This window comes from Shinella yambaruensis, assembly GCF_050859155.1.
Lineage (GTDB): Bacteria > Pseudomonadota > Alphaproteobacteria > Rhizobiales > Rhizobiaceae > Shinella > Shinella yambaruensis.
Window position 1 is genome coordinate 3,117,392 of sequence record NZ_CP150638.1, and the last position, 22,586, is coordinate 3,139,977.

General features: G+C 66.2%; 19 protein-coding genes. 6 read left to right on the forward strand and 13 right to left on the reverse strand.

Translation table 11 applies throughout. The features are described 5' to 3' along the window. Positions 1–4: 4 nt before the first annotated feature. The 7 genes from WMC41_RS15215 to dnaK all read right to left on the reverse strand — a co-directional run bounded on the left by WMC41_RS15215 (position 5) and on the right by dnaK (position 9,661). A complete protein-coding gene (locus tag WMC41_RS15215; protein WP_245082102.1) occupies positions 5–259 on the reverse strand; it encodes a DUF2171 domain-containing protein in 255 nt (84 codons plus the stop codon). A gap of 25 nt (positions 260–284) precedes the next feature. Next, on the reverse strand, positions 285–2,894 hold the full coding sequence (gene clpB / locus WMC41_RS15220; RefSeq protein WP_432344451.1) for an ATP-dependent chaperone ClpB: 2,610 nt from the start codon (positions 2,892–2,894) through the stop codon (positions 285–287). Between the two features lie 169 nt (positions 2,895–3,063). Next, positions 3,064–5,097, reverse strand: a complete 2,034-nt coding sequence (locus WMC41_RS15225; protein ID WP_432344454.1) for a sensor histidine kinase — start codon at positions 5,095–5,097, stop codon at positions 3,064–3,066. Then, the gene (locus tag WMC41_RS15230) at positions 5,090–6,475 is read right to left on the reverse strand and encodes a sigma-54-dependent transcriptional regulator (protein ID WP_272806225.1); all 1,386 of its coding nucleotides are present in this window, start codon (positions 6,473–6,475) and stop codon (positions 5,090–5,092) included. Before WMC41_RS15230 ends, WMC41_RS15225 begins: the two co-directional genes overlap by 8 nt. 25 nt (positions 6,476–6,500) lie before the next feature. Beyond that, on the reverse strand, positions 6,501–6,782 hold the full coding sequence (locus WMC41_RS15235; protein ID WP_432344458.1) for a chaperone modulator CbpM: 282 nt from the start codon (positions 6,780–6,782) through the stop codon (positions 6,501–6,503). Between the two features lie 2 nt (positions 6,783–6,784). After that, a complete protein-coding gene (locus tag WMC41_RS15240; RefSeq protein ID WP_272806227.1) occupies positions 6,785–7,681 on the reverse strand; it encodes a J domain-containing protein in 897 nt (298 codons plus the stop codon). Between the two features lie 99 nt (positions 7,682–7,780). Beyond that, entirely contained in the window at positions 7,781–9,661 is a 1,881-nt protein-coding gene (gene dnaK, locus WMC41_RS15245; protein WP_432344461.1) for a molecular chaperone DnaK, read from the reverse strand. 296 nt (positions 9,662–9,957) lie between these two features. Here dnaK and WMC41_RS15250 point away from each other — a divergent pair, with 296 nt between their 5' ends. After that, positions 9,958–11,196 (forward strand): molybdopterin molybdotransferase MoeA, encoded by a 1,239-nt coding sequence (locus WMC41_RS15250; protein WP_432344463.1) that lies wholly within the window; start codon positions 9,958–9,960, stop codon positions 11,194–11,196. Positions 11,197–11,261: 65 nt separating this feature from the next. Here the strand turns inward: WMC41_RS15250 and grpE are convergent, their stop codons facing one another. The 6 genes from grpE to WMC41_RS15280 all read right to left on the reverse strand — a co-directional run bounded on the left by grpE (position 11,262) and on the right by WMC41_RS15280 (position 16,930). Then, on the reverse strand, positions 11,262–11,822 hold the full coding sequence (gene grpE / locus WMC41_RS15255; protein ID WP_432344465.1) for a nucleotide exchange factor GrpE: 561 nt from the start codon (positions 11,820–11,822) through the stop codon (positions 11,262–11,264). 30 nt (positions 11,823–11,852) lie between these two features. After that, the gene (locus tag WMC41_RS15260; RefSeq protein WP_398433136.1) at positions 11,853–12,017 is read right to left on the reverse strand and encodes a hypothetical protein; all 165 of its coding nucleotides are present in this window, start codon (positions 12,015–12,017) and stop codon (positions 11,853–11,855) included. Positions 12,018–12,043: 26 nt separating this feature from the next. Beyond that, complete coding sequence (locus WMC41_RS15265; RefSeq protein WP_245082143.1) at positions 12,044–12,148, reverse strand: DUF2474 family protein; 105 nt, start codon at positions 12,146–12,148, stop codon at positions 12,044–12,046. Then, positions 12,148–13,152 carry a cytochrome d ubiquinol oxidase subunit II gene (cydB, locus tag WMC41_RS15270; RefSeq protein WP_272806231.1) on the reverse strand — a complete coding sequence of 335 codons (1,005 nt, stop codon included), beginning with the start codon at positions 13,150–13,152 and terminating at the stop codon, positions 12,148–12,150. Before cydB ends, WMC41_RS15265 begins: the two co-directional genes overlap by 1 nt. A gap of 5 nt (positions 13,153–13,157) precedes the next feature. After that, entirely contained in the window at positions 13,158–14,570 is a 1,413-nt protein-coding gene (locus WMC41_RS15275; RefSeq protein ID WP_245082148.1) for a cytochrome ubiquinol oxidase subunit I, read from the reverse strand. Positions 14,571–14,662: 92 nt separating this feature from the next. After that, complete coding sequence (locus WMC41_RS15280) at positions 14,663–16,930, reverse strand: FdhF/YdeP family oxidoreductase (protein ID WP_432344469.1); 2,268 nt, start codon at positions 16,928–16,930, stop codon at positions 14,663–14,665. Between the two features lie 219 nt (positions 16,931–17,149). Between WMC41_RS15280 and WMC41_RS15285 the strand changes: the two genes are divergently transcribed. From WMC41_RS15285 to WMC41_RS15305, 5 genes are all read left to right on the forward strand, one after another. Beyond that, positions 17,150–18,046: a bestrophin family protein gene (locus WMC41_RS15285; RefSeq protein WP_432344472.1), complete on the forward strand. Its 897-nt coding sequence runs from the start codon at positions 17,150–17,152 to the stop codon at positions 18,044–18,046. Between the two features lie 238 nt (positions 18,047–18,284). After that, complete coding sequence (locus WMC41_RS15290; protein WP_272806234.1) at positions 18,285–18,770, forward strand: MarR family winged helix-turn-helix transcriptional regulator; 486 nt, start codon at positions 18,285–18,287, stop codon at positions 18,768–18,770. Further along, the gene (locus tag WMC41_RS15295; protein WP_432344475.1) at positions 18,767–19,471 is read left to right on the forward strand and encodes an SDR family NAD(P)-dependent oxidoreductase; all 705 of its coding nucleotides are present in this window, start codon (positions 18,767–18,769) and stop codon (positions 19,469–19,471) included. The genes WMC41_RS15290 and WMC41_RS15295 overlap by 4 nt, the downstream gene beginning before the upstream one ends. Further along, a complete protein-coding gene (locus WMC41_RS15300; RefSeq protein ID WP_432344477.1) occupies positions 19,471–20,808 on the forward strand; it encodes an NAD(P)/FAD-dependent oxidoreductase in 1,338 nt (445 codons plus the stop codon). The genes WMC41_RS15295 and WMC41_RS15300 overlap by 1 nt, the downstream gene beginning before the upstream one ends. A 63-nt stretch (positions 20,809–20,871) precedes the next feature. Next, on the forward strand, positions 20,872–22,518 hold the full coding sequence (locus WMC41_RS15305) for a peptide ABC transporter substrate-binding protein (RefSeq protein WP_245082165.1): 1,647 nt from the start codon (positions 20,872–20,874) through the stop codon (positions 22,516–22,518). Positions 22,519–22,586: the final 68 nt, after the last annotated feature.

Consider the following 22,586-nt stretch of genomic DNA (forward strand, 5'->3'; position numbering starts at 1 on the left):
CTGGTCAGAGGTCGACCGGACGGCCGGATTTTTCCTCTTCCAGCGTCACGGCGATATTGGCATTGGCCGACAGGCGCACCTTGTCGCCCTCGACGCCGGCCACGAAGCCCATCTCGATGTAGTGGTGGTGGCCTTCGTGATGGCCGAAGCTGTCGCTCTTCTTCAGCTTGATGCGGTTGCCTTCCACACGGTCGACCGTGCCCACATGCACGCCGTCGGCGCCAATGACTTCCATGTTTTCCCGGACCTTGTCGCTCATGCCATTTCTCCCTTTCGGATGATGTTCAGACCATGTCGAATTCGTCTTCATCGACGAATTCAGGCTTCCTGCCATTGAAGGTGATATCGCCATCGGCGGCGGAAACGCGAACGCTCGTTCCGTCGCGCACCTCGCCGGCGAGGATCATTTCCGCCAACGGATCTTGTACATAGCGTTGGATCGCCCGTTTCAAGGGACGGGCGCCGTAGGCCGGATCCCACCCCTTTTCCGCCAGCCAGTCGCGGCCGGCGTCATCGAGCGTGACCGCGATCTTGCGCTCTTCCAGCATGCGGGCGAGGCGCGCGAACTGGATGTCGACGATCTTGCCCATGTCGCTCTTCTGCAGGCGGTGGAAGAGGATCACGGCATCGATGCGGTTCAGGAACTCCGGCCGGAAATGCGCCCGGACCATCGTCATGACCTCATTACGCACGGCGCTGGTCTTTTCCCCCTCCGGCTGGTTGACGAGGAATTCCGCGCCGATGTTGGAGGTCATGATGATGAGCGTGTTGCGGAAATCGACCGTCCTGCCCTGCCCGTCGGTCAGCCGGCCGTCATCCAGCACCTGGAGCAGGATGTTGAACGTGTCGGGATGGGCCTTCTCGATCTCGTCGAAGAGGATGACCTGATAGGGACGGCGGCGAACAGCCTCCGTCAGCACGCCGCCTTCGTCATAGCCGACATAGCCGGGCGGCGCGCCGATCAGCCTTGCGACGGAGTGTTTCTCCATGAATTCCGACATGTCGATGCGCAGCATCGCGGTGTCGTCATCGAAGAGGAAGGCCGCGAGCGCCTTGGCAAGCTCGGTCTTGCCGACGCCCGTCGGGCCGAGGAACATGAAGGAGCCGATCGGCCGGTTCGGATCCTGGAGGCCCGCGCGCGACCGGCGCACGGCGGTGGAAACGGCACGTACCGCCTGCGCCTGCCCGACGACGCGCCTGCGCAGCGTCTCTTCCATGTGCAGCAGCTTTTCCTTCTCGCCCTCCAGCATCCGGTCGACCGGCACGCCCGTCCAGCGCGAGACGACCTCGGCGATATTGTCGGCGGTCACCGTTTCGCCGGCGGAGGAATGTTCGCCCTCCTCGATGGCCGCGAGCTTCTTTTCGAGCTCCGGGATCGTGCTGTAGGCAAGCTCCCCCGCCCGCTGGAATTCGCCCTTGCGCTGGGCGTTGGCGAGTTCCGTGCGCAGGTTCTCGAGCTCGCCCTTCAATCTCTGGGCGTCGGACAGCTTGCCCTTTTCCGCCTGCCATTTCGAGGTGAGATCGGCCGAGCGGCGCTCCATGTCCGCCAGTTCCGTGTCCAGCGCCTTCAGCCGGCTTTTCGAACCTGCGTCGTGCTCCTTCTTCAAGGCCTCCTGCTCGATCTTGGCGCGGATGATCTCGCGGTCGAGGGAATCCAGCTCGTCCGGCTTGGAATCGACCTGCATCTTCAGCCGCGCCGCCGCCTCGTCCATCAGGTCGATGGCCTTGTCCGGCAGGAAGCGGTCGGTGATGTAGCGGTTGGAGAGCGTGGCCGCGGCGACGAGAGCGGAATCGGCGATGCGCACGCCATGGTGCAGCTCGTATTTCTCCTTGAGGCCGCGCAGGATGGAGATCGTATCCTCCACCGTTGGCTCGGGCACGAAGACCGGCTGGAAACGGCGGGCGAGCGCCGGATCCTTCTCCACATGCTTGCGATATTCGTCGAGCGTCGTCGCCCCCACGCAATGCAGCTCGCCACGCGCCAGCGCCGGCTTCAGGAGGTTGGAGGCGTCCATCGCGCCGTCCGTCTTGCCGGCACCGATCAGGGTATGCATCTCGTCGATGAAAAGGATGATGCCGCCGGCCGCGGAGGTCACCTCCTGCAGCACGGCCTTCAGGCGCTCCTCGAACTCGCCGCGATATTTCGCGCCGGCGATCAAGGCCCCCATGTCGAGGGCCATCAGGGCCTTGTCCTTGAGGCTTTCCGGCACGTCCCCGTTGACGATGCGCAGCGCCAGCCCTTCCACGATCGCCGTCTTGCCGACGCCCGGCTCGCCGATCAGAACCGGGTTGTTCTTCGTGCGGCGGGAGAGGACCTGGATGGTGCGGCGGATTTCCTCGTCGCGGCCGATCACCGGGTCGAGCTTGCCGTCGCGGGCGGCGCGCGTGAGGTCACGGGCATATTTCTTCAGCGCGTCATAGGCGTTTTCGGCCGAGGCACTGTCGGCGGTGCGGCCCTTGCGCAGCTTGTCGATGGCGGCGGCGAGGAGCGCCGCGTCGAGCCCGCTGCGTTCCAGAAGCTTGCCCGCGTCGCTCTGCCTGTCCTCCAGCATGGCCTGGAGCAGGCGCTCGACCGTGACGAAGCTGTCGCCGGCCTTCTGCGCCAGCTTTTCCGCCGCGGACAGCAGCCGGGCGGCCTCCGAGGCGAGATAGACCTGGCCCGAGCCGCCCGTGACCTTCGGCAGCTTCGCCAGCTCCGTCTCCGTCACCGCAAGAAGGGTGCGCGCGCTGCCGCCGGCCCGTTCGACGAGGCCCGAGACCAGCCCCTCCTCGTCGTCCAGAAGAACCTTGAGCAGATGCAGGCTGGTGAATTGCTGGTTGCCCTCGCGCGTGGCCAGCGACTGTGCCGACTGAATGAAGCCGCGCGCGCGATCGGTAAATTTCTCGACGTCCATCGATCACCTCTCCCATGGGGCCGGCCTGCCGCCGTCCTGCCTCGGGAAAGGAATTGCAACGGGCATGCCAGTCCACATGGCGAGAGAAATCAAGGGCTTGCGCTGCAGATTGGCAGCCACTCAAGACAGAGTGTCGAAAAGCCCGCGGACATTCTGTCCGGCATTCCCGTCAGAAATCATCCTCTGTCGCCGGCAGCCAGACCTTGAAGGTCGTGCCTTCGCCGGGCTGGCTGCGGACCGTGATCTTGCCGCCGTGCTGCGACATCAGCATCTGGCTGATCGAAAGGCCGAGGCCGGTGCCTTCCCGGGATTTGGTAGTGAAGAAGGGATCGAAGATCCTGCCCATCACGTCCGGCGTCATGCCCGCGCCGGTATCGCTCACCTCGATCTCGACGCCGTCCACGCCGCCATGCGCGGCATCGACGGTGCGCAGTCCAAGGCGCCCGCCCCGCGGCATGGCATGGATGGCATTGACGATCAGGTTGACGAGAACCTGCTGAAGCTCCGTCCGGCTCATCCGGATCAGGCGCAGCGCGCGGTCCTCGCGCTCGACGGTGATCATCGTCTTCTTCAGGAGATGCTGCACCAGGGGCAGAGTGTCGGAAATGACATCGGCGGGGGCATAGTCCTCGGTGAAGCCGGCATATTCCTGCGGCTTGGCGAATTGCAAGAGCTTGGTGACGATCTCGGTGATGCGGTTCATCTGCTGGTTGATCAGGCGAAACTCCGTCTTCGCCTCCTCGGCGCCCGGCCCCATCATGTCGCGGATGATTTCGAGGTTGCCCTGCATGACGGCGATCGGGTTGTTGATCTCGTGGGCGACGCCGGCCGTGATCTCGCCGATGGCGGCGAGCTTTTCCGACATGACGAGCTGACGCGTCGTCGTCTCCAGGCGCGCGGCGGTATCGCGCAGTTCGAGCGCCCGCTGCTCCGCCCGCTGGCTGAGCTGGTCGTTCCACAGGCGAAGCTCCGCGTCACGCGTCTGGATGCCGTCGAGGAGCCTGTCCAGCTCGCTCGCCACGAGGCCGATCTCGTCGCGGTTTTCGACCGCCCCGGTCCGCGCCGCAAGGTCCCCGTCATCGACCCGCGCGATGGTCTCCTTCATGCGTTCGAGCGGCCTGAAGATGGTGCGGGCCCAGATGAGGAAGAGCGGCACCGTGGCGAGGACGGCAAGCAGGAAAGCGATGCCCATCGTCAGCCATGTCTCGTGTTTCGCCTTGGCGAAGGGCGCCTCGACGAAGCCGGCGTAAAGCATGCCCACCCGGCGGCCGTAGCTGTCCACGATCGGCTCATAGGCCGAGACATACCAGTCGTTGACGACGAAGGCACTGTCGAGCCAAATCTTGCCGTGGTCCAGCACCGTGCTGCGCACCTCTTCGGAAACGCGGGTACCGATGGCGCGCCGATCACCGAACAGGCGTACATTCGTGCTGACGCGTATATCGTCGAGAAAGAGCGTGGCGGTGCCCTGCGTGCCGTCGGGCTGCGTGGAGCCGTGGTAGATGAGATCGTTGATCGCATCGACGAAACCGAGGTTGCGGTTGAGCAGGATGCCGCCGACGAGCGCGGCGCGCCGCCCGTCCGGCAAAAGCAGCGTGGCGGCCGATTGGAGAACGAGCCCGCGCGTCTCGACGAGGCCGCCCGGCGCGCCGTCACGCACCACGGGCACGATCTCGACGCGCGCCCTCTCCGCCAGTTGCGGGGAGAGCGCCGAAAGCTCCGAACCGGCGAACACGTCGATCGCCGTCCTCGACCGGCCGGCAAGCGCCGAAACCACCACCGGCCAGTCCCAGCGCAGCGTTGCGGGCGTCGCCGCCTTGTCGCCGGCAAGGATCTCGCCATCGTCAGCAACCACATACAAGAAATCGAACCCGCCGCGCTGCGCGGTCGCCTCGAGATAGACCGGAAACGCCCGGTCCGACTCGTGCCCGGCGCGCAGCAGCTGGCGGAAGCGCTCGGATTCTCCGATGGCGACCAGCCTGTTTTCGGTGTTTTCCAGAATACGGGAAAGATATTGGCGTGCGATCGTCAGGTCGTCGTTCACCTTCGCGATCGTCACCGCGTCGAAACGATCGTTCCACCGGTCGATGCCGATCGCGAGCAGGACCGGCAGGACGACCAGCATCGGAACCAGCGCGATCGCCAGCAGGCGGTAGCGTACCGACCGCCGGAAGAAGCCCGATTTTTCGCTCGCCTCAGCCATACCAGCTTGCATATTTTCGATCGATGGTCTTGCGCGAAATGCCGAGGCGCCGGGCCGCCTCCTCCCGGTCGCCGCGCGCCTCCCGCAGCACGGCAAGGATATGCCGCCGCTCCATATCGGCAAGGTTCTCGCTGCGCGGCTGGTCATCATCGGCCGCGACAGGGCCGATGCTGGCGGGAAAGCCGCCGAGGATGACGCTGCGCTCGATCAGGTTGCGCAGCTCGCGAATATTGCCGGGCCAGTCGTAGCGGAGCATCGCGGCTTCCGCCTTCTCGTCGATGCGAACGGGCGGCATGCCGAGCTGCTGGGAGAGTTCCCGCATGAACATGTCCGCCAGTTCCAGCACGTCCTCGCCCCGGTCGCGCAGGGGCGGAAGATGGATCTGGATGACGTTGATGCGGAAATAGAGGTCCGCCCGGAAGGTGCCTGCCTCCACGCGCTTGGCGAGATCGGCATTGGTGGCGAAGATGAAGCGGGCATCGAAGGGAACCTCCCGCTCCGAGCCGACCGGCCGCACACGCCGGTCTTCGAGGACGCGCAGCAGCTTGGTCTGCAGCGGCAGGGGCAGCTCCCCGACCTCGTCGAGAAACACCGTGCCGCCATGCGCATGCAGCATCAGGCCTTCACGGCTGCGGCTGGCGCCCGTGAAGGCGCCCTTGAGGTGGCCGAACAGTTCGCTCTCGATCATGTCCGCCGGAATCGCGCCGCAGTTGATCGGCACGAAGAGCTTGTCGGCCCGGTCGGACAGCATATGCAGGGAGCGCGCCGCCACCTCCTTGCCGGTGCCCGACTGGCCGGTCAGGAGAACGGATGTCGGCAGCGGCGCGATACGGGCAATCGTCTCCCGGATGTGCTGGATGGCCTTGGACCCGCCGAGAAGCTTGTTGCGCAGGAGAAGCTGGTGCGACGGCGAGGTCAGTTCGTGGCGCAGCACGTCGTTCTCGCGCTGCAGCCGCTTGCGGTCCAGGCAGCGGGCAATGGCGTTGAGCAGCTGGTTCGAGCGGAAGGGCTTCAGGATGAAATCCACCACGCCGGCCCGCAGCGCATCGATGGCCGTGTCGAGGTCGGCATAGGCCGTCATCAGGATGACATCGGCAAAGAAGCCGATGGCGCGCTGCTCGGCCAGCCATTCGAGACCGGTCTGGCCGGGCATGATGTTGTCCATGATCACGACGTCGAAATTCTGCTCGTCGAGCTTGCGGGACGCCTCCACCGTATTGGCGGCGACATCGATCAGCCGGCAGCGCGGCCGCAGCGTCTTGATCAGGAAGTTGCAGATGCCGGGCTCGTCGTCGACGATGAGGATCGCGGCCTGGGCCAGCCATGGCCCGAACTCCGCAAGGCCGGGCGGCTCCGCCGCGCTTCTGTTCTGTCCCATCGTCCCGTCCTTTCCGTTTCCGCCGTCAGTCCCTGTTTTCGCCGACGTGCCTTCGCAGGGCGTCGAGCGCCTGGCGCATGCCGTGCAACTGGTCCATCAGGTGCAGGATGACGTCGATGCCGGCATCGTTCGCGCCGAGGCCCGCGCGCAGCTCCAGGATCAGACGCGCCCGGGCGATGTCGATCTCCCGGAACCGCGGGCCCGACGGCGTCTGCTCGGGCACCAGCCATTCCTGCGCGATCCACACGTCCACAACCGGCCCCTTCAGCCCGGCGCTCTCCAGGAACGCCTCCTTGCTCATCGCCATGATCACGCCTCCTCACGCGGATTGAACGCCTGCCCCTTCGCCCAGCCGGCCACGAAGGCCTCCAACGCCGGGTCCGGCGGGCTCGGCAGAACCACCTTCAGCCGCACCAGCTGGTCGCCGAAGCCCCCGCCCCGACGCGGCGCCCCCTTGCCCTTCAGCCGCAGCGTCGTGCCCGTGTTCGAGCCCTTCGGAACCGTCATCGTCACCGCGCCCGTGGCCGTCGGAACCCGCACCCGGCCGCCCAGAACCGCCTCGCCCAGCGAGACCGGCAGCTCGAGCGTGATGTCGTCGCCCTCCCGCGTGAAGCGCGGATCGGCCAGCACCTCCACCTCGATCAGCGCATCGCCCGCCCCGCCGCCGCCCGGCGCCCCCTTGCCCTTCAGCCGGATCACCTGGCCGCTGACCAGGCCCGGCGGGATCTTCACGTCCAGCGTGCCGCCGTCCGGCAGCGTGATGCGCCGCGTCGCCCCGGCGATGGAATCGGCAAAGGCGATCTCCAGCCGGTAGTGCAGGTCCGCGCCGCGCCGGTTCGCCCGCCCCTTCTGGCTGCGGCGCAGGAGGTCGGCGAAGATGTCGTCGCCGTCCATGAAGTCGGCATAGGCCGAGGCATCCGCATAGGGATGGTCCGCCGGCCCGCCGGCATAGTCGCGGTAATAGCCCTGGCGCGGCGGACGCTCGGCGCCGGCGGCGTCGATCTCGCCCGCGTCGAAGCGCTTGCGCTTGTCCGCATCGCCCAAGAGGTCATAGGCCGCGGCGACCTCCTTGAACTTGTCCTCCGCCGCCTTGTCGCCCGGATTGAGGTCCGGGTGCAGCTTCTTGGCAAGCTTGCGGTACGCACTCTGGATCTCGGCCGCCGTCGCGCCGGGCAAAACGCCGAGAACATCATAGGGACTTGTCACGACCGGCTCCAAATGCGGGTTGTGTCGATCATAATTAGGCCATGGCGGGCTTCCGGCAACGAGGCAGACTGCCCTGCCGCCGATTTTCCCCCATCATCCTCATTTGCGCTCGTCGTCGGGAACCTCGCTGAACTCCGCATCGACGACGCCGTCCTCCGCCGGGGCCGACGCCGCCGCACCGGCGGACGCGGAAGACTGGGCGAGCGCCGAGACCTTCGCCTGCAAGGCCTCCGCCTTCTCGCGGATCGCGGCCGCATCCTCGCCGCCCAGCGCATCGCGCACGGCCACCACCGCGGCTTCGACCGCCTGGCGGTCCGCAGGGGCGGCGACCGTCCCCTCTTCGGCAAGCGCCTTTTCGGCCGTATGCAGCACGGCTTCGGCGACGTTCCGCGCCTCGACGACCTCCTTGCGCTTGCGATCCTCGGCCGCATGCGTCTCGGCATCCCTGACCATGCGCTCGATATCCGCCTCGGAAAGGCCGCCGGAGGCCTGGATCTGGATGCGCTGCTCCTTGCCGGTGCCCTTGTCCTTCGCCGAGACGTTGACGATGCCGTTGGCGTCGATGTCGAAGGTCACCTCGATCTGCGGCACGCCGCGCGGGGCGGGCGCGATGCCCATGAGGTCGAACTGGCCGAGCATCTTGTTGTCGGCCGCCATCTCGCGCTCGCCCTGGAAGACACGGATCGTCACGGCGCTCTGGTTGTCCTCGGCGGTGGAGAAGGTCTGGCTCTTCTTCGCCGGCACCGTGGTGTTGCGCTCGATGAGGCGGGTGAAGACGCCGCCGAGCGTTTCAAGGCCGAGCGAGAGCGGCGTCACGTCGAGCAGCAGCACGTCCTTGACATCGCCCTGGAGCACGCCCGCCTGGATGGCCGCGCCGACAGCGACCACCTCGTCCGGGTTGACGCCCTTGTGCGGTTCCTTGCCGAAGATCTTCTGCACGGTCTCCTGGATCTTCGGCATACGCGTCATGCCGCCGACCAGCACCACCTCGGCGACATCCTTGGCGTCGAGGCCCGCGTCCTTCAGCGCATTGAGGCAGGGCTCGATGGTCCGCTGCACGAGGTCCTCCACCAGCGCTTCGAATTTCGAGCGGGTGATCTTCACCTGAAGGTGCTTCGGCCCCGTCGCGTCCGCGGTGATGAACGGCAGGTTGACCTCGGTCTGCGTGGAGGAGGACAGCTCGATCTTCGCCTTTTCCGCCGCTTCCTTCAGGCGCTGGAGGGCGAGCTTGTCCTTGCGGAGGTCGATGCCCTGGTCCTTCCTGAATTCGTCGGCGATGTACTCGACCAAGCGCATGTCGAAATCCTCGCCGCCGAGGAAGGTATCGCCATTGGTGGACTTGACCTCGAAGACGCCGTCGCCGATGTCGAGGATGGAAATGTCGAAGGTGCCGCCGCCGAGGTCGTAGACGGCGATCTTGGCCTGCTTCTTCTTCTCGAGGCCATAAGCGAGCGCGGCGGCCGTCGGCTCGTTGATGATGCGCAGCACCTCCAGGCCCGCGATCTTGCCCGCATCCTTGGTCGCCTGGCGCTGGGCGTCGTTGAAATAGGCGGGAACCGTGATGACCGCCTGCGTCACCGCCTCGCCGAGATTGGCTTCCGCGGTCTCCTTCATCTTCTGCAGGATCATCGCCGAGATCTGCGAGGGCGAGTAGGGCTTGCCTTCCGCCTCCACCCAAGCATCGCCATTGCCCGCCTTGACGATCTTGTAGGGCACCAGCCCCTGGTCCTTGGTCACGGTCGGATCGTCATAGCGCCGGCCGATCAGGCGCTTGACGGCGAAGATCGTGTTCGTTGGATTGGTCACGGCCTGCCGGCGGGCCGGCTGCCCGACGAGCCGCTCCCCGTCGCTGGTGAAGGCGACGATCGACGGGGTCGTGCGCGCGCCTTCCGAATTCTCGATGATACGCGCCGCCTTGCCGTCCATGACCGCCACGCAGGAATTGGTTGTCCCCAGATCGATACCGATGACCTTTGCCATTGCGAACTCCTCCTTGCTGTTGCTCTTCCGGTCGGCGGATGCCGTCGCCATCCGTTTTCTCAGCAATGCCCATGCCAGTTCGCAAGTCGCGGAAATTCAATCATTTAAGAGAAGGAAGGCCACCGTCGCTGACAAGCTGTCCGCCTTTCGGGGGACAATCTGTCGGCGTGGGGGCCGCCTCGACGCACAAATCGTTGATTTCGCAATCGCGGCCGCATGGCACGTTTGTTGCAGTCCGTTCGCCGGGAGGGCCGTGTGCGGTGACCTTCCGGCATGGCAGACAGCGAGGACAGCAGATGACGATGCTCGGAAAATGGCGCGCGGCAGCGCCATGCACAGCCAAGATGGGGCTCAGGGAGGCGCAGACCATCCTGCGCTCGCAAGCCGAGCCTGCCGGAACCGAACGGGTTCTGCTCGGCAATGCCGGCTTTCGCATCCTGGCCGAACCTCTTTTCGCCCGCATCGACTCTCCGCGCGAAACCGTCGCCGCCATGGACGGTTTCGCGGTGTCGGAAAAGGCCGTTCAGGCCGGCTGCCTCACCTTCGCGCTCGCCGGCGCCAGCTATCCCGGCGACAGCGCTCCTGCCGGCTGCGATCCCTCCGCAGCCGTACGGGTGACGACCGGGGCGCCGATGCCGCCGGGCAAGGACCGCGTCATCCCCTTCGAGCTCGTGGAGGAGACGCCGTCGACCATCCGCCTCGCCGGTCCGCTTCCCGGCGCACGCCATGTCCGCCTGAAGGCCTCGGGCTTCGAGGCCGGCCAGCCCGTCCTGCCGCGGGGTACGCTTCTCGACCCCGCAAAGCTCCTCGTGGCGGCGGCATCGGACAATGGCGACGTTCTCGTCCACCGGCGGCCGAGAGTGCGCGTCATCACGAACGGCAGCGAACTGGTCGGCGCGGGCCTTACCGCCGAGACCGGCAATCGCGTGCCCGACAGCCTTTCCCTGCCGCTGCTTCTGATGGCGCGGCAATGGGGTGCCGACGCCGTCGGCGGCATGCTCTGCCCAGATTATGCCGGCGCGATCCGCAAGGCCGTCCTGGCGGCGCTTGAGGATTGCGACGTGCTCGTCATCGCCGGCGGCGCCTCGAACGGCGATTGCGACCTCGCCCGTCCCGTCCTGCGCGCGCTCGGTCTCGTCCCCTTCTTCGCGGGCGTTTCGATCAAGCCGGGAAAGCCCGTCTGGTATGGCAAGGCCGGCGGCGTCCATGTCCTCGGCCTCCCCGGAAACCCCGCCGCCGCGATGACCATCGCCCGGCTTTTCCTCGCGCCCCTCCTCTCCACCCTTTCCGGCCGGCCTTTCGCGGCGGCGCTCGACTGGCAGGAGAAGCCGCTCGGCGCGGCCGCCGTGGCGGCGGACCCGATGCGCGACATGGCGCTGTTCGGCCATCGCGGCCCGGATGGCACCGTCACCATCCTGCCTCGCCAGTCGGCTTCCGCACAATTGCCGCTGGCGAAGGCGGAGTTGCTGGTGCTGCGCCCCGCCGGCGGACCGGCCCTGCCGGCAGGAGCGCCCGTGCCCGTGCTCGACCTGTAGGCGGCCGTTTCCACCGCCCTGCCCTGATCATCGTCCAAGGCCGCCTCGCACTTTGCCCGAAACGCCTAGCCGCCATCCGCCGCCGCCGGACCGCCCCGCGCCACCCCCACCTTCGCGGCCCGCAACGGGCGCGAGCCGATGGCATAACCCGGCGAGACGACCGTGCTGACGGTGCCGCTCGGCACCGAGGGATCGGCCACCTCGAACAGGGCCTCATGGAGGTGGGGATCGAACCGCTCGCCAAGCGGTTCGATCCGGCGAATGCCATGTTTCTCGAAAACCTGCATCAGGTGCTTGCCGGTCAGCGCAACGCCATCGGCAAGCGTCTTCAGCACGGCCGAGCCTCGCCTTGCCTCCGCCGGCACGCTGGCCAGCGCCCGTTCCAGATTGTCGGCGACGCCGACGAGGTCGGTCGCGAACTTGCTGACGGCATATTGCCGCGCATCGCTGACATCGCGCTCGGCGCGGCGGCGCAGGTTCTCCGTCTCCGCGAGCGCCCGCAGCAGACGGTCCTTGAGGTCGGCGACCTCCGCTTCCAGCCGCACGACGGCCTCGACGGCGGCTTCGCCGGGTTCCTCGCGGGGCGTCTCCGTTTCCACGTCGTTCGGAGTTGCGGGTTTGCTCATGATCTTCTCCTCGCTCTTCATCGTTGATGGCTACCGGCCGGATGCCGCCTCGCTGAACATCGCCGCGCTGCCCGTGAGCACGGCGGCGACGAGCTTGGTGACGGCCACGGCCACATTGCCGGCCAGTGCCGCATAGACCGAGGCATGGGCGGCATGCGGTGCCGGCGGGCGCGGATCGGAAAGTGCTGCGTTCAAATCCGTTCCTCCCTTGCCGCCGGCCGTCAGGCCCGTAGCCAGAACCGCAGGATCGCGGCGACGAGGCCGAGCACGGCGACGCTCGACAGCCAGATCAACAGCATCCAGCCGACCTGCCGCACGGTCGGCATCAGTGATATCCGTGGGTGCCGACCTTACCGCGGAACACCCAGTAGGCCCAACCGGTATAGGTCAGGATCAGAGGGATGATGACAAGCGCGCCGCCCAGCATGAAGCGCAGGCTTTCCGTCGGCGCGGCCGCATCGCGGATCGTCACGGCCGGCGGCACGACATAGGGGTAGAGGCTGATGCCGAGCCCGACGAAACCAAGCAGGAAGAGCGCCAGCGCCATCAGGAAGGGAAGCCGCTCATGCCCGCTTCGAAGGCTCCAGAAGAGGGTGGCCGCGGTGATGACGACAAGCAGCGGCACCTGCGCGGTCAGCAACACGCCCGGCATCTCGAACCAGCGCCGCCAGTATTCGTAGTGGAGGTAGGGCGTGGCGGCGCTGACGGCGGCAAGCGCAACCAGCGTCATGATGCCGAGCCTCCACGCCATCGTCTGCGCATGGCGAAGGCTCGACCCCTCCGTCTTCCAGACCAGCCAGGTGGCGCCCAGCAGCGCATAGCCGGCAACCACGGCAAGGCCGGTCAGCACGCTGAACGGGCTCAGCCAGTCCAGCCAGCCACCGGCATAGGCGTCGTTCTCCACCGTTATCCCCTGGAGGATGGCGCCGAGCGTCATGCCCTGCGCAAGAGCCGCGACGACCGAGCCGAGGCTGAAGGCGACATCCCAGACCGGGCGGTGGCGCGGATCACGCCAGCGGAATTCGAAGGCGACGCCACGGAAGATCAGGCCGAGCAGCATGGCGATGATCAGCGGATAGGTCGCCGGCAGCACGATGGCATAGGCGAGCGGAAAGGCCGCGAAGAGCCCGCCGCCGCCCATCACCAGCCAGGTCTCGTTGCCGTCCCAGACCGGCGCGATGGAATTCATCGCCTGGTCACGCTCCTCGCCCACCTGGAACGTGGGAAACAGGATGCCGATGCCGAGGTCGAAGCCGTCCATGACCACATAGGCCATGACGGCAAAACCGATGATGCCCGCCCAGACGAGCGTGAGGTCGAGGCTTTCCATGGCGCTTACTCCCTGCCCACCGTGCGGGCGGCGACACCCGAAGCGGGCGTGATGCCCGCTGCGCGCTGCGGCACCTTCTGCGGTTCGCTCTCGCCCGGCTCCGGCGGTTTGGCCATCAGGCGCAGGAGATAGTAGGTGCCTGCGCCGAAGGCGGCGAAATAGACGATCACGAAGGCGATCAGCGAAACGGCGACGGCGGGCGCAGCGAGCGGCGAATGGGATTCGGCCGTGCGCAACAGGCCGTAGACGGTGAAGGGCTGGCGGCCGACCTCCGTCGTCACCCAGCCGGCGATGACCGCGACGAAGCCGGACGGCCCCATGAGGACGGCGGCGCGGTGCAGCCACGGCCAGTCGTAGAGCTGCCGGCGGTAGCGCGCGAAAAGGCTCCACAGGCCGATGCCCAGCATGGCGAAGCCGAGGCCCACCATCAACCGGAACGACCAGAAGACGATCGGCACCGGCGGCCACTGGTCACGCGGGAAATCCGTGAGGCCCGGCAGCGGCGCGAACGGATCGTGCTTGAGGATGAGCGATCCGAGATGGGGGATCGACACCTCATAGCGCACGTCCGCGGCCTCGCTGTCGGGCCAGCCGAAGAGGATGAGCGGCGCGCCATTCGGGCTCGGGCGATAATCGCCTTCCATCGCCAGCACCTTGACAGGCTGGTGCTCCAGCGTGTTGAGGCCGTGCGCGTCGCCGGCAAGGATCTGGACCGGCGCGACGAGCGCGGCCATCCACATCGCCATCGAGAACATTTTTCGTGCCCCCGGATTGGCCCGATCCCTGAGCAGATGCCAGGCGCCGACGGCACCGACCGCAAAGGCCGTGGTCAGGTATGCGGCGATGACCGTGTGGACGAGGCGGAACGGAAAGCTGGCCGTGAAGACGATATCGAACCACGAGCCCGCCGGAATGAACTGGCCCTTGTCGTTGATGGCGAAGCCGGCCGGCGTCTGCATCCAGCTGTTGACGGCGATGATCCAGGTGGCCGAGATCAGCGTGCCGAGGGCCACCATCGATGTCGCGAAGAAATGCAGGCCCTTGCCGACCTTGTTCATGCCGAAGAGCATGACGCCGAGAAAGCCCGCCTCCAGGAAGAAGGCCGTCATCACCTCATAGGCCATCAGCGGCCCGATCACCGGCCCCGCCTTGTGCGAGAAGACGGACCAGTTGGTGCCGAACTGGTAGGACATGACCACGCCGGAGACGACCCCCATGCCGAAGACGACGGCGAAAATCTTCAGCCAGTAGCGGTAGAGGTTGGCGTAGACACCCTTGCCGGTCTTCAGCCAAAGGCCCTCCAGCACCATGAGATAGCTGGCAAGGCCGATGGAAAAGGCCGGGAAGATGAAATGAAAGGAGACGGTGAACGCGAATTGCGCGCGTGCCAGCACCACCGGATCGAGCCCATCGAACACTGCCCTTGCCTCCTGTTCCGGCAAGGCTCCGCCCTCGCCCGCCGGGGCGGCGGGCGGCGCCCTGCATCTCGATAATCGTTCAGACCCGCCTTCTATCCGGCGACCACCCGCACCGGTATGGACTTTGCCGCCGGCGTGCCGCTGATCCGGTCGTAATAATCGAGCGGCAGCAAGGGGTTGAGTTCCGGATAGTAGCCGGCGACCGCCCCGCGGGGCATCGGATAGTCGAGCGCCGTCAGGCCGTCGACGCGCCGCGCCATGCCGTCCGTGCTGATGGTTTCGAGCGCGATCCGCGCGCCGGAGGCAAGGCCCCGTTCCGCGAGGTCCTCGGCGTTCATGAACAGCACCATGCGGTCGTTGTAGACGCCGCGATAGCGGTCGTTGTTGCTGTAGATGGTCGTGTTGAACTGGTCGTGCGAGCGCACCGTGGCGAGCCGCAGCATGGCAGGATCGTCGACGACATCGTTCACCTCCAGCCCCGGCAGCAGCAGGAAATTCGCCTTGCCGTTCTCCGTCGGCCAGACGAGCCGGCGCGGCGGGATGTCGAGGTGGAACCCCTTCGGATTCTTGATGCGCTCGGAAAAGCCCGCATAGATTTCGGGATAGACCTCGGCGATCTTGTCACGGATGAGATCGTAGTTGTCGATATAGCTTGCCCAGGGCACCTTGCTGTCCGGCAGCGTGGCCATCGCCATGCGACAGACGATCTCGACCTCCGGCAGCACATGGGGGCTTGCCGGCGTCAAGACGCCGCGCGAGGCCGTGACGTTCGCCATGGCGTCCTCGATGGTGACGAACTGCTCGCCCGCCGCCGTGCGGATCCATTCCGAGCGGGCGACGACCGGCAGGATCAGCGCATCGCGCCCGTGCACCAGATGGCCGCGATTGAGCTTGGTGGCGATGCCCACCGTCAGCGCCAGCTTGCGCATGGCGGCGTAGGACCGGTCCGTATCCGGGATCGCGCGGACGAAATTGCCGCCCATGCCGATGAAAACCTTGGCCGTGCCGTTCTCCATCGCCTCGACGGATTCGACCGTATGGTGCCCGTGCCCGCGCGGCGGCTCGAAGCCGAAGACGTCGCGCACACGGTCCAGATAGTCCTGCGAGGGCTTTTCGTCGATGCCGACGGTGCGGTCGCCCTGCACGTTGGAATGGCCGCGGATCGGCGCGATGCCGGCGCCCGGCTTGCCGTAGTTGCCGCGCAGGAGCAGTAGGTTCGACACCTGCTGCAGAAGGCGCGACCCCTGCTGGTGCTGGGTGAGGCCCATGCCGTAGCAGATGATGCTGGCGCGCGAACGGATGTAGATCTCCGCGCACCGGCGGATCTGCGCCTCGTCGAGCCCCGAGACGCGGACGATCTCGGCCCAGTCCTGCGCCAGGGCGTCCGCGCGGATCGCCTCGATGCCCACCGTGTGCTTCGCGATGAAATCCGCATCGAGCACCCTTTCGCCGGCCGCCTCGCGCTCGAACATCACCTTCATCATGCCCTTGATGAGGGCAAGGTCCCCGCCGATCCTGATATGCACGAACTCGCTGGCGATCGGCGTCGAGCCGAAGGTCGCCATCTGCACGACGTCCTGCGGTTCGGTGAAGCGGATCAGCGCGCGCTCCGGCATGGGATTGACCGCGACGATGGGCGCGCCGCGCTTGCGGGCCTCGACCAGGTTGGTCATCATGCGCGGCGAATTGGTGCCGGTGTTCTGGCCGATGACGAAGATCGCCTCGGCATGCTCGAAATCCTCCAGCACGACCGTGCCCTTGCCCACGCCGATGGCCGGCGGCAGGCCGCGGCTCGTCGGCTCGTGGCACATGTTGGAACAGTCCGGGAAGTTGTTGGTGCCGAACGCGCGCACGAAGATCGAATAGAGGAAGGCCGCCTCGTTCGGCGTGCGGCCGGACGTATAGAATTCCGCCTCGTGCGGGCTCGACAATGCCCGGAGGTGCCGCCCGATCATCGCGAAGGCCTCGTCCCAGCTGCACGGCACATACCGGTCGCTCGCCGCGTCGTAGCGCATCGGCTCGGTAAGGCGCCCCTGCATCTCCAGCCAGTAGTCGGACTGCGCCATCAATTCGGTGACGGTGTATTTCTGGAAGAACTCCGGCGTGACGCGGAACTTCGTCGCCTCGTGGGCGAGCGCCTTGGCGCCGTTCTCGCAGAATTCCAGTGTCTTCTTGCAATCGGCATCCGGAAAGGCGCAGCTCGGACACTTGAAGCCGCCCGGCTGGTTCATCGCCAGGAGCGCGCGCGACCCCTTGGTGATGACGCTCTGCTCCATCAGCACCTTGGCGGTCGCGGCAGCGGCGCCCCATCCACCGGCCGGATGGTTGTAGGTCTTGTATTGCGGCTTCCCATCGGCCATGGCGGACACTCCCCGGATGCGACAGAAATCAAGTAAACCATGTTATATCATTGAAATCCATAGACAATTTGTCCGAGCAACCATGGACAAACTGTCCGAAGCCGCGCAATTGCCACAGCCAAGCCGTTGAGTTTGCTCAGCCCTCGCCGCTGGCACGCATCCTGCTAAGGGGGAAGAGGCGTGCACGCCGCCGCGCTGTCCCATCTTGCCGACACTCCAATGATCCTGCGTTCAAAACCGAGCTTCAAAGACATCATCTTCGCGATCAACGGCTCCATCCTGCCGAGGATCGCCTGGCACCTCGTGGCGATGACGGTCCTCTCGGTCATCGCGATCTTCGCCGCGCGGGAACATCCCGGGATCTTCGCGAGGATCAGCGCCATTCCCTTCACGCTGACCGGCATCGCGCTTTCCGTCTTCATGAGCTTCCGCAACAATGCGTGTTATGCGCGCTGGTGGGAGGGCCGGATCCTCTGGGGCGAGCTCATCATCGCCTGCCGGTCCTTCGCGCGGCAGACGGCGGCTCTTGGCGATGACGACCGCCGCTTCCTCCTCCATCGTCTGTGCGCCTTCACGGCGGGCCTCGTCGCACGGCTCCGCGGCGAGGACGAGCCGGACGCCATCCGCCGCTGGCACGATACCGACGTCGATGACCAAAGCCCCAACCCCACCAACGACGTCCTCGACGGCATCGGCCGGCACTGTCTCGCGCTGGTGCGCGAGCATCGGATCGGCGAGATCCACTATTCGGTGCTGGAGGGGCAGCTCGCGGCGCTCGCAAAGGTCCAGGGGGGATGCGAGCGCATCGCGCTGACGCCCGTTCCCTTCGCCTATTCATTGCTGCTCCACCGAACGGCGCTGGTCTTCTGCCTGATGCTGCCCTTCGCGCTGGCCGGCTCGCTGGACTGGTGGACGCTGCTTCCGGTGCTTCTCGTCGCCTATACGTTCTTCGGCCTCGAAGCGCTCGGCCACCAGCTGGAGGACCCGTTCGGCCTCGACCCCAATGCCCTGCCGCTGGAGGCGATGCAGCGCACCGTGGAGCGGGAGATGCTATCGGTCCTCGGGCATGCGGACCTGCCCGAGCCGATCCTGCCGCGCGACAACGTGCTGCGGTAGCGGCGGGCATTTCCGTCCATGCCGCGCTTCCGGCCGTCGGCGATCGTCTCCGCCCTCAGATGATTGTCGGCGGATCGGTTTTCGCGCGGGGAATGGTCGCATCAGTGGCGCATCGCAGCCATAGAGGCCTTCCACCAGCCCGGCTGAAGCCGTTCGAAAAATTTAGTTGAATAATTCAACTATTATGTCTAGCCTGATCTCGAAATTCCACGCATGGAAAGCAGCGGGGTTGCCGTCGATGAGCACGCGCAAGAGTCAGGAACTGGCGGCCCAGGTCGATCTGGGCGTGCTCGACGGCCTGCTGAGCTTCTATGTCCGCGTCTTTGAAATCGCCGTCAGCCGGCATCTCGACGACCGGCTCGCGCCCCTTGGCTTTACGGGGCGAAAGGGCACGATCTCCTCGCTCCTGCTGATTGCCCGCCACGCCGGCATCCGGCCGACCACGATCTCCACCCTTCTCGGCATAGACAAGTCGATCACCGTCAAAACCGTTGATGAGCTGCGGCGCGCGAAACTCGTCACCCGTCGCAGCGCGGCGGACGACAAGCGCGCCCAGGAGCTTTTCGTGACCCCGGAAGGGGCCGCGCTTGCGAACAAGGTCGAGACGCTGATCGTCGCGCATTCCGACGAGTTCTTCGCCGGCCTGATGACACGGGAAGAGCACGACATCGTCGTGAACATATTCCGGAAAGCCTTCAACCGGCTGCGCGAGGTGGGAGAATGAGCAAGGGTGTGGCGATGGTCTCGGGCGCGAGCCGGGGCATCGGAGCGGCGGTCGCGTCCCGCCTCGTTTCGGAAGGCTGGAAGGTTTCCCTCGGCGTGCGCGGAGGCAGGATGCCGGACTGGGCGGCGTCGCTGCCGGCGGAGAGCGTCCTTGCCTGCGCCTACGATGCGGCGGCCGGCAATGAAGAGGCGCGATGGCTTGCACAAACCCGCGCGAGCTTCGGCCCGGTCGGCTGCATCGTCGCCAATGCGGGCATCATGGTGCCGAAATCGGTCATCGAAGCCGAGGACGACGAGGTCGCTGCGATGATGGAGGTCAATGCCTTCGCGCCCCGCCGGCTTGTGCGGGCCGCCTGGCAGGATTTGCGCGCCAGTGGAAGGGGACGTGTCGTCATCGTCGCCTCTCTCTCCGGAAAACGCGTGAAATCGGCCCTTTCGGGAAGTTATTCCATGTCGAAATTCGCGGCCGTGGCGCTTGCGCACGGCATCCGCCATGCGGGTTTCGACGTCGGCATCCGCGCCACCGCGGTCTGCCCCGGTTTCGTCGCCACCGATATGGGGCTTTCGCTCTCGGGCCGGCCGGCCGAGGCCATGACGAAGCCCGAAGATCTTGCCCGCATCGTCTCCATGCTGATCGACCTGCCCAACGAGGCGAGTGTCGCCGAATTCGCCGTCAACTGCCAAGCCGAGGAATTCTTCTGATGCCCGGTCCCTTCGTCGTACCCGTCCCTGGCGACACCGAACTGCCTGCGGAGGTCGATGTGGTCGTCATCGGCGGCGGCATCATCGGCGTTTCGACCGCGCTGGAGCTTGCCGAGGCGGGCCAGCGCGTGGCCTTGTGCGAAAAAGGCGGCATCGGCCACGAACAGTCCAGCCGCAACTGGGGCTGGGTGCGCGTGGCGCGGCGCGACCCGCGGGAAATCCCGCTGGTGCTGGAGGCCCAGCGCATCTGGCAGGGCCTGAATGCCCGGACCGGGCGGGACACGGGCTATGCGCGGGCCGGGATCATCTTCAATGCCGAGAACGAGGCCGAGCAGGCCTTCTACGAGAAATGGCTGAAGCATCTCGATGGCCTCGGCGTGGATTGCCGGATGCTCACCGGCGCGGACTTCGCGGCGATGTTTCCGCAATCGCGCCTTCGCCCGCCGGCCGCGCTCTATTGCGCCGACGACGGCCGGGCCGAGCCGCAGAAGGCAGCCCCCGCGATTGCCGAGCGCGCCCGCGAATGCGGCGCCCATATCCTCACGGAATGTGCCGTGCGGGGCATCGAAACCTCCGGCGGCGCGATCTCGGCGGTCGTGACCGAGCGGGGCACGATCCGCTGCGGCGCCGTGGTGCTGGCAGGCGGCGCCTGGTCGGAGATGTTCACCCGCAGCCTCGATGCCGGCATCCACCTGCCGCAATTGAAGGTGAAGAACTCGGTCCTGCGCACCGAGCCGCACGATGCCGGCCCCGAACAGGCGATGTGGGCGGGCGACTTCGCCATCCGCAAGCGGCAGGACGGCGGCTACACCATCGCCTCGGGCCTCGGCAACATCGTCGACATCGTGCCGGCGTCCTTCCGCTATGCGCGCGACTTCGTGCCGGCATTGCGCGCGGAGTGGCGCTCGCTGATGCTGCGGGCCGGCTGGCGCTTCTTCGACGAGGCGCGCATGCCCGGTCGCTGGGACCTCGACGAGCCGAGCCCCTTCGAATATTGCCGCGTGCTCGACCCCAAGCCCAGCCGCAAGCTGGCCGACATGGCCATGGCCTCGGCGCGCAGGGCCTTTCCGGCCCTCGCCTCAGCAAAGGTCGTACAGCGCTGGGCCGGCTATATCGACGCCACGCCCGACGCCATCCCCGTCATTTCGGGCGTGGCGGCAATTCCGGGCTTCTTCATCGCGACGGGCTTTTCCGGCCATGGCTTCGGCATCGGCCCCGGCGCGGGCCGGCTCGTGGCCGATCTCGTGCTCGGGCGCAAGCCCGTCGTGGACCCCAGGGAATTCAGGATCGAGCGCTTCGTCGACGGTTCGAAGATCGAACTGCTCGCCGGATACTGAACCAACAAGAAGCCGGAACGGCCGACAAGGGAACGTCAACATTCACACCACCGGGAGAATGACATGTCTGAAAGGGATTTCCAGTTTACCCGCCGCCAGAGCCTGAAGTTCTTCGGCGCCGCCGGTCTCGCCGCCATGGCCCCCTCCGTTCTCGGCATGGGAGCGGCAAGGGCCCAGGATACGCCGAAGGGGCAGATCGTCGTCGGCTTCTCGCAGGAGCCAACGGTCTTCAATCCGCATCTCCTGCATATCGAGGTCGACGAGGGCGTGCATTTCGCGATCTTCGATCCGCTGTTCGACGTCGATGCCAAGGGCAATTTCTATCCGCTGCTCGCCAAGGAAGTGCCGACGGTGGAAAATGGCGGTGTTTCCGCCGATGGCCTGACCTGGAAGGTGACGCTGCGCGACGATGTGACATGGCATGACGGCACGCCGTTCACGGCCGAGGACGTGAAGTTCACGCTCGAGCTGCTGGTCAATCCGGATTTCCGCAGCTGGCGCCGCACGGGCCACAGCCTCGTGCGCGACATAACCGTCGTCTCGCCGACGGAAATCAGCTGGCGCATGGAAAGCGCGTTTGCGCCCTATACCGCGATCCTCGCCTCGACCTTCATCGTGCCCAAGCACGGCTTCGAGGGCGCCGATCCGAACAATGCGCCTTTCAACAACGCCCCGATCGGCACTGGCGCCTACAAGTGGAAGCAGCGCGTGGCGGGCGACCATATCGAGCTTGAGGCCAATCCCGGCTATTTCGGCGACGGGCCCTATCTCGAACGGCTCGTGCTGAAATACATTCCCGATATCACCGTGCTCTATACGCAGCTCAAGACCGGCGACATCGACGTGCTGGCGCTGCAGTGGATCTCGCCCGACAACTACGAGGAGGCGAAGACCCTGCCCGACCGCGTGGTGGAGGTCTTCGGGGCACCGTTCTTCGAAGGCCTCAGCTTCAATCTCCAGCGGCCGCAGTTCAAGGAGCGCGCCGTGCGGGAGGCGCTCTATTACGCCGTGGACAAGCAGACGATCATCGACGCACTCTACTACGGCGTGCCGCAGGCGACCGAAAGCTACATGCCGCGCGAATCCTACTACTACAACGCCAACCTGCCGGTGCAGGAATACAACCTCGACAAGGCGCGGGCGCTGCTCGACGAGGCCGGCTGGAAGCCGGGTTCGGACGGCATTCGCGAAAAGGACGGCGTCCGGCTTGCCTTTACCTGCTCGACGACCTCGGGCAACCATCTGCGCGAGCAGGCGCAGCAGTTCCTCCAGCAGTCCTTCCGCGAGATTGGCGTCGACATGCAGATCGGCAACCTGCCGCCGGCCGTCATGTGGGGCGACCACTGGATGCTATCGCAGTTCGACATGGCGCTGGCGGGCCTCAGTTGCCTGACCGGTCCCGACCCGGACACGTCCGACTACTTCCTCTCGACCTCCTCCCCGGCCAAGGGCGGCAACGGCCAGAACACCTGGGTCTACGAGAACCCCGAGGTGGACGAGCTGCTCAAGAAGGGCGGCGCGCTCGTCAGCCCTGAAGAACGGCTGCCGATCTACCAGCGCATCCAGGAGATCATGCGGCACGACCTGCCGTTCCTGCCGATCTTCCAGTACGCCAACATCCGCGGCTACAAGACCGGCATCCAGGGCGTCGAAGCGAACATCAACAACCGCATCGACACCTGGAACGTGCGCAGCTGGCGCTGGGCGTAACGTCCGTTTCCACCGGATCCGGGGTGGGTGTCCCCACCCCGGTCTGCATCGCCCTGCAGCAAGGACGT

What these genes read in the sequence shown, in the direction of transcription:
- WMC41_RS15215 (WP_245082102.1), bottom strand. Translation starts at nt 259, where the DNA reads ATGAGCGACAAGGTCCGGGAAAACATGGAAGTCATTGGCGCCGACGGC.
- clpB (WP_432344451.1), bottom strand. Translation starts at nt 2,894, where the DNA reads ATGGACGTCGAGAAATTTACCGATCGCGCGCGCGGCTTCATTCAGTCG.
- WMC41_RS15225 (WP_432344454.1), bottom strand. Translation starts at nt 5,097, where the DNA reads ATGGCTGAGGCGAGCGAAAAATCGGGCTTCTTCCGGCGGTCGGTACGC.
- WMC41_RS15230 (WP_272806225.1), bottom strand. Translation starts at nt 6,475, where the DNA reads ATGGGACAGAACAGAAGCGCGGCGGAGCCGCCCGGCCTTGCGGAGTTC.
- WMC41_RS15235 (WP_432344458.1), bottom strand. Translation starts at nt 6,782, where the DNA reads ATGGCGATGAGCAAGGAGGCGTTCCTGGAGAGCGCCGGGCTGAAGGGG.
- dnaK (WP_432344461.1), bottom strand. Translation starts at nt 9,661, where the DNA reads ATGGCAAAGGTCATCGGTATCGATCTGGGGACAACCAATTCCTGCGTG.
- WMC41_RS15250 (WP_432344463.1), top strand. Translation starts at nt 9,958, where the DNA reads ATGACGATGCTCGGAAAATGGCGCGCGGCAGCGCCATGCACAGCCAAG.
- grpE (WP_432344465.1), bottom strand. Translation starts at nt 11,822, where the DNA reads ATGAGCAAACCCGCAACTCCGAACGACGTGGAAACGGAGACGCCCCGC.
- WMC41_RS15265 (WP_245082143.1), bottom strand. Translation starts at nt 12,148, where the DNA reads ATGCCGACCGTGCGGCAGGTCGGCTGGATGCTGTTGATCTGGCTGTCG.
- cydB (WP_272806231.1), bottom strand. Translation starts at nt 13,152, where the DNA reads ATGGAAAGCCTCGACCTCACGCTCGTCTGGGCGGGCATCATCGGTTTT.
- WMC41_RS15280 (WP_432344469.1), bottom strand. Translation starts at nt 16,930, where the DNA reads ATGGCCGATGGGAAGCCGCAATACAAGACCTACAACCATCCGGCCGGT.
- WMC41_RS15285 (WP_432344472.1), top strand. Translation starts at nt 17,150, where the DNA reads ATGATCCTGCGTTCAAAACCGAGCTTCAAAGACATCATCTTCGCGATC.
- WMC41_RS15290 (WP_272806234.1), top strand. Translation starts at nt 18,285, where the DNA reads ATGAGCACGCGCAAGAGTCAGGAACTGGCGGCCCAGGTCGATCTGGGC.
- WMC41_RS15295 (WP_432344475.1), top strand. Translation starts at nt 18,767, where the DNA reads ATGAGCAAGGGTGTGGCGATGGTCTCGGGCGCGAGCCGGGGCATCGGA.
- WMC41_RS15300 (WP_432344477.1), top strand. Translation starts at nt 19,471, where the DNA reads ATGCCCGGTCCCTTCGTCGTACCCGTCCCTGGCGACACCGAACTGCCT.
- WMC41_RS15305 (WP_245082165.1), top strand. Translation starts at nt 20,872, where the DNA reads ATGTCTGAAAGGGATTTCCAGTTTACCCGCCGCCAGAGCCTGAAGTTC.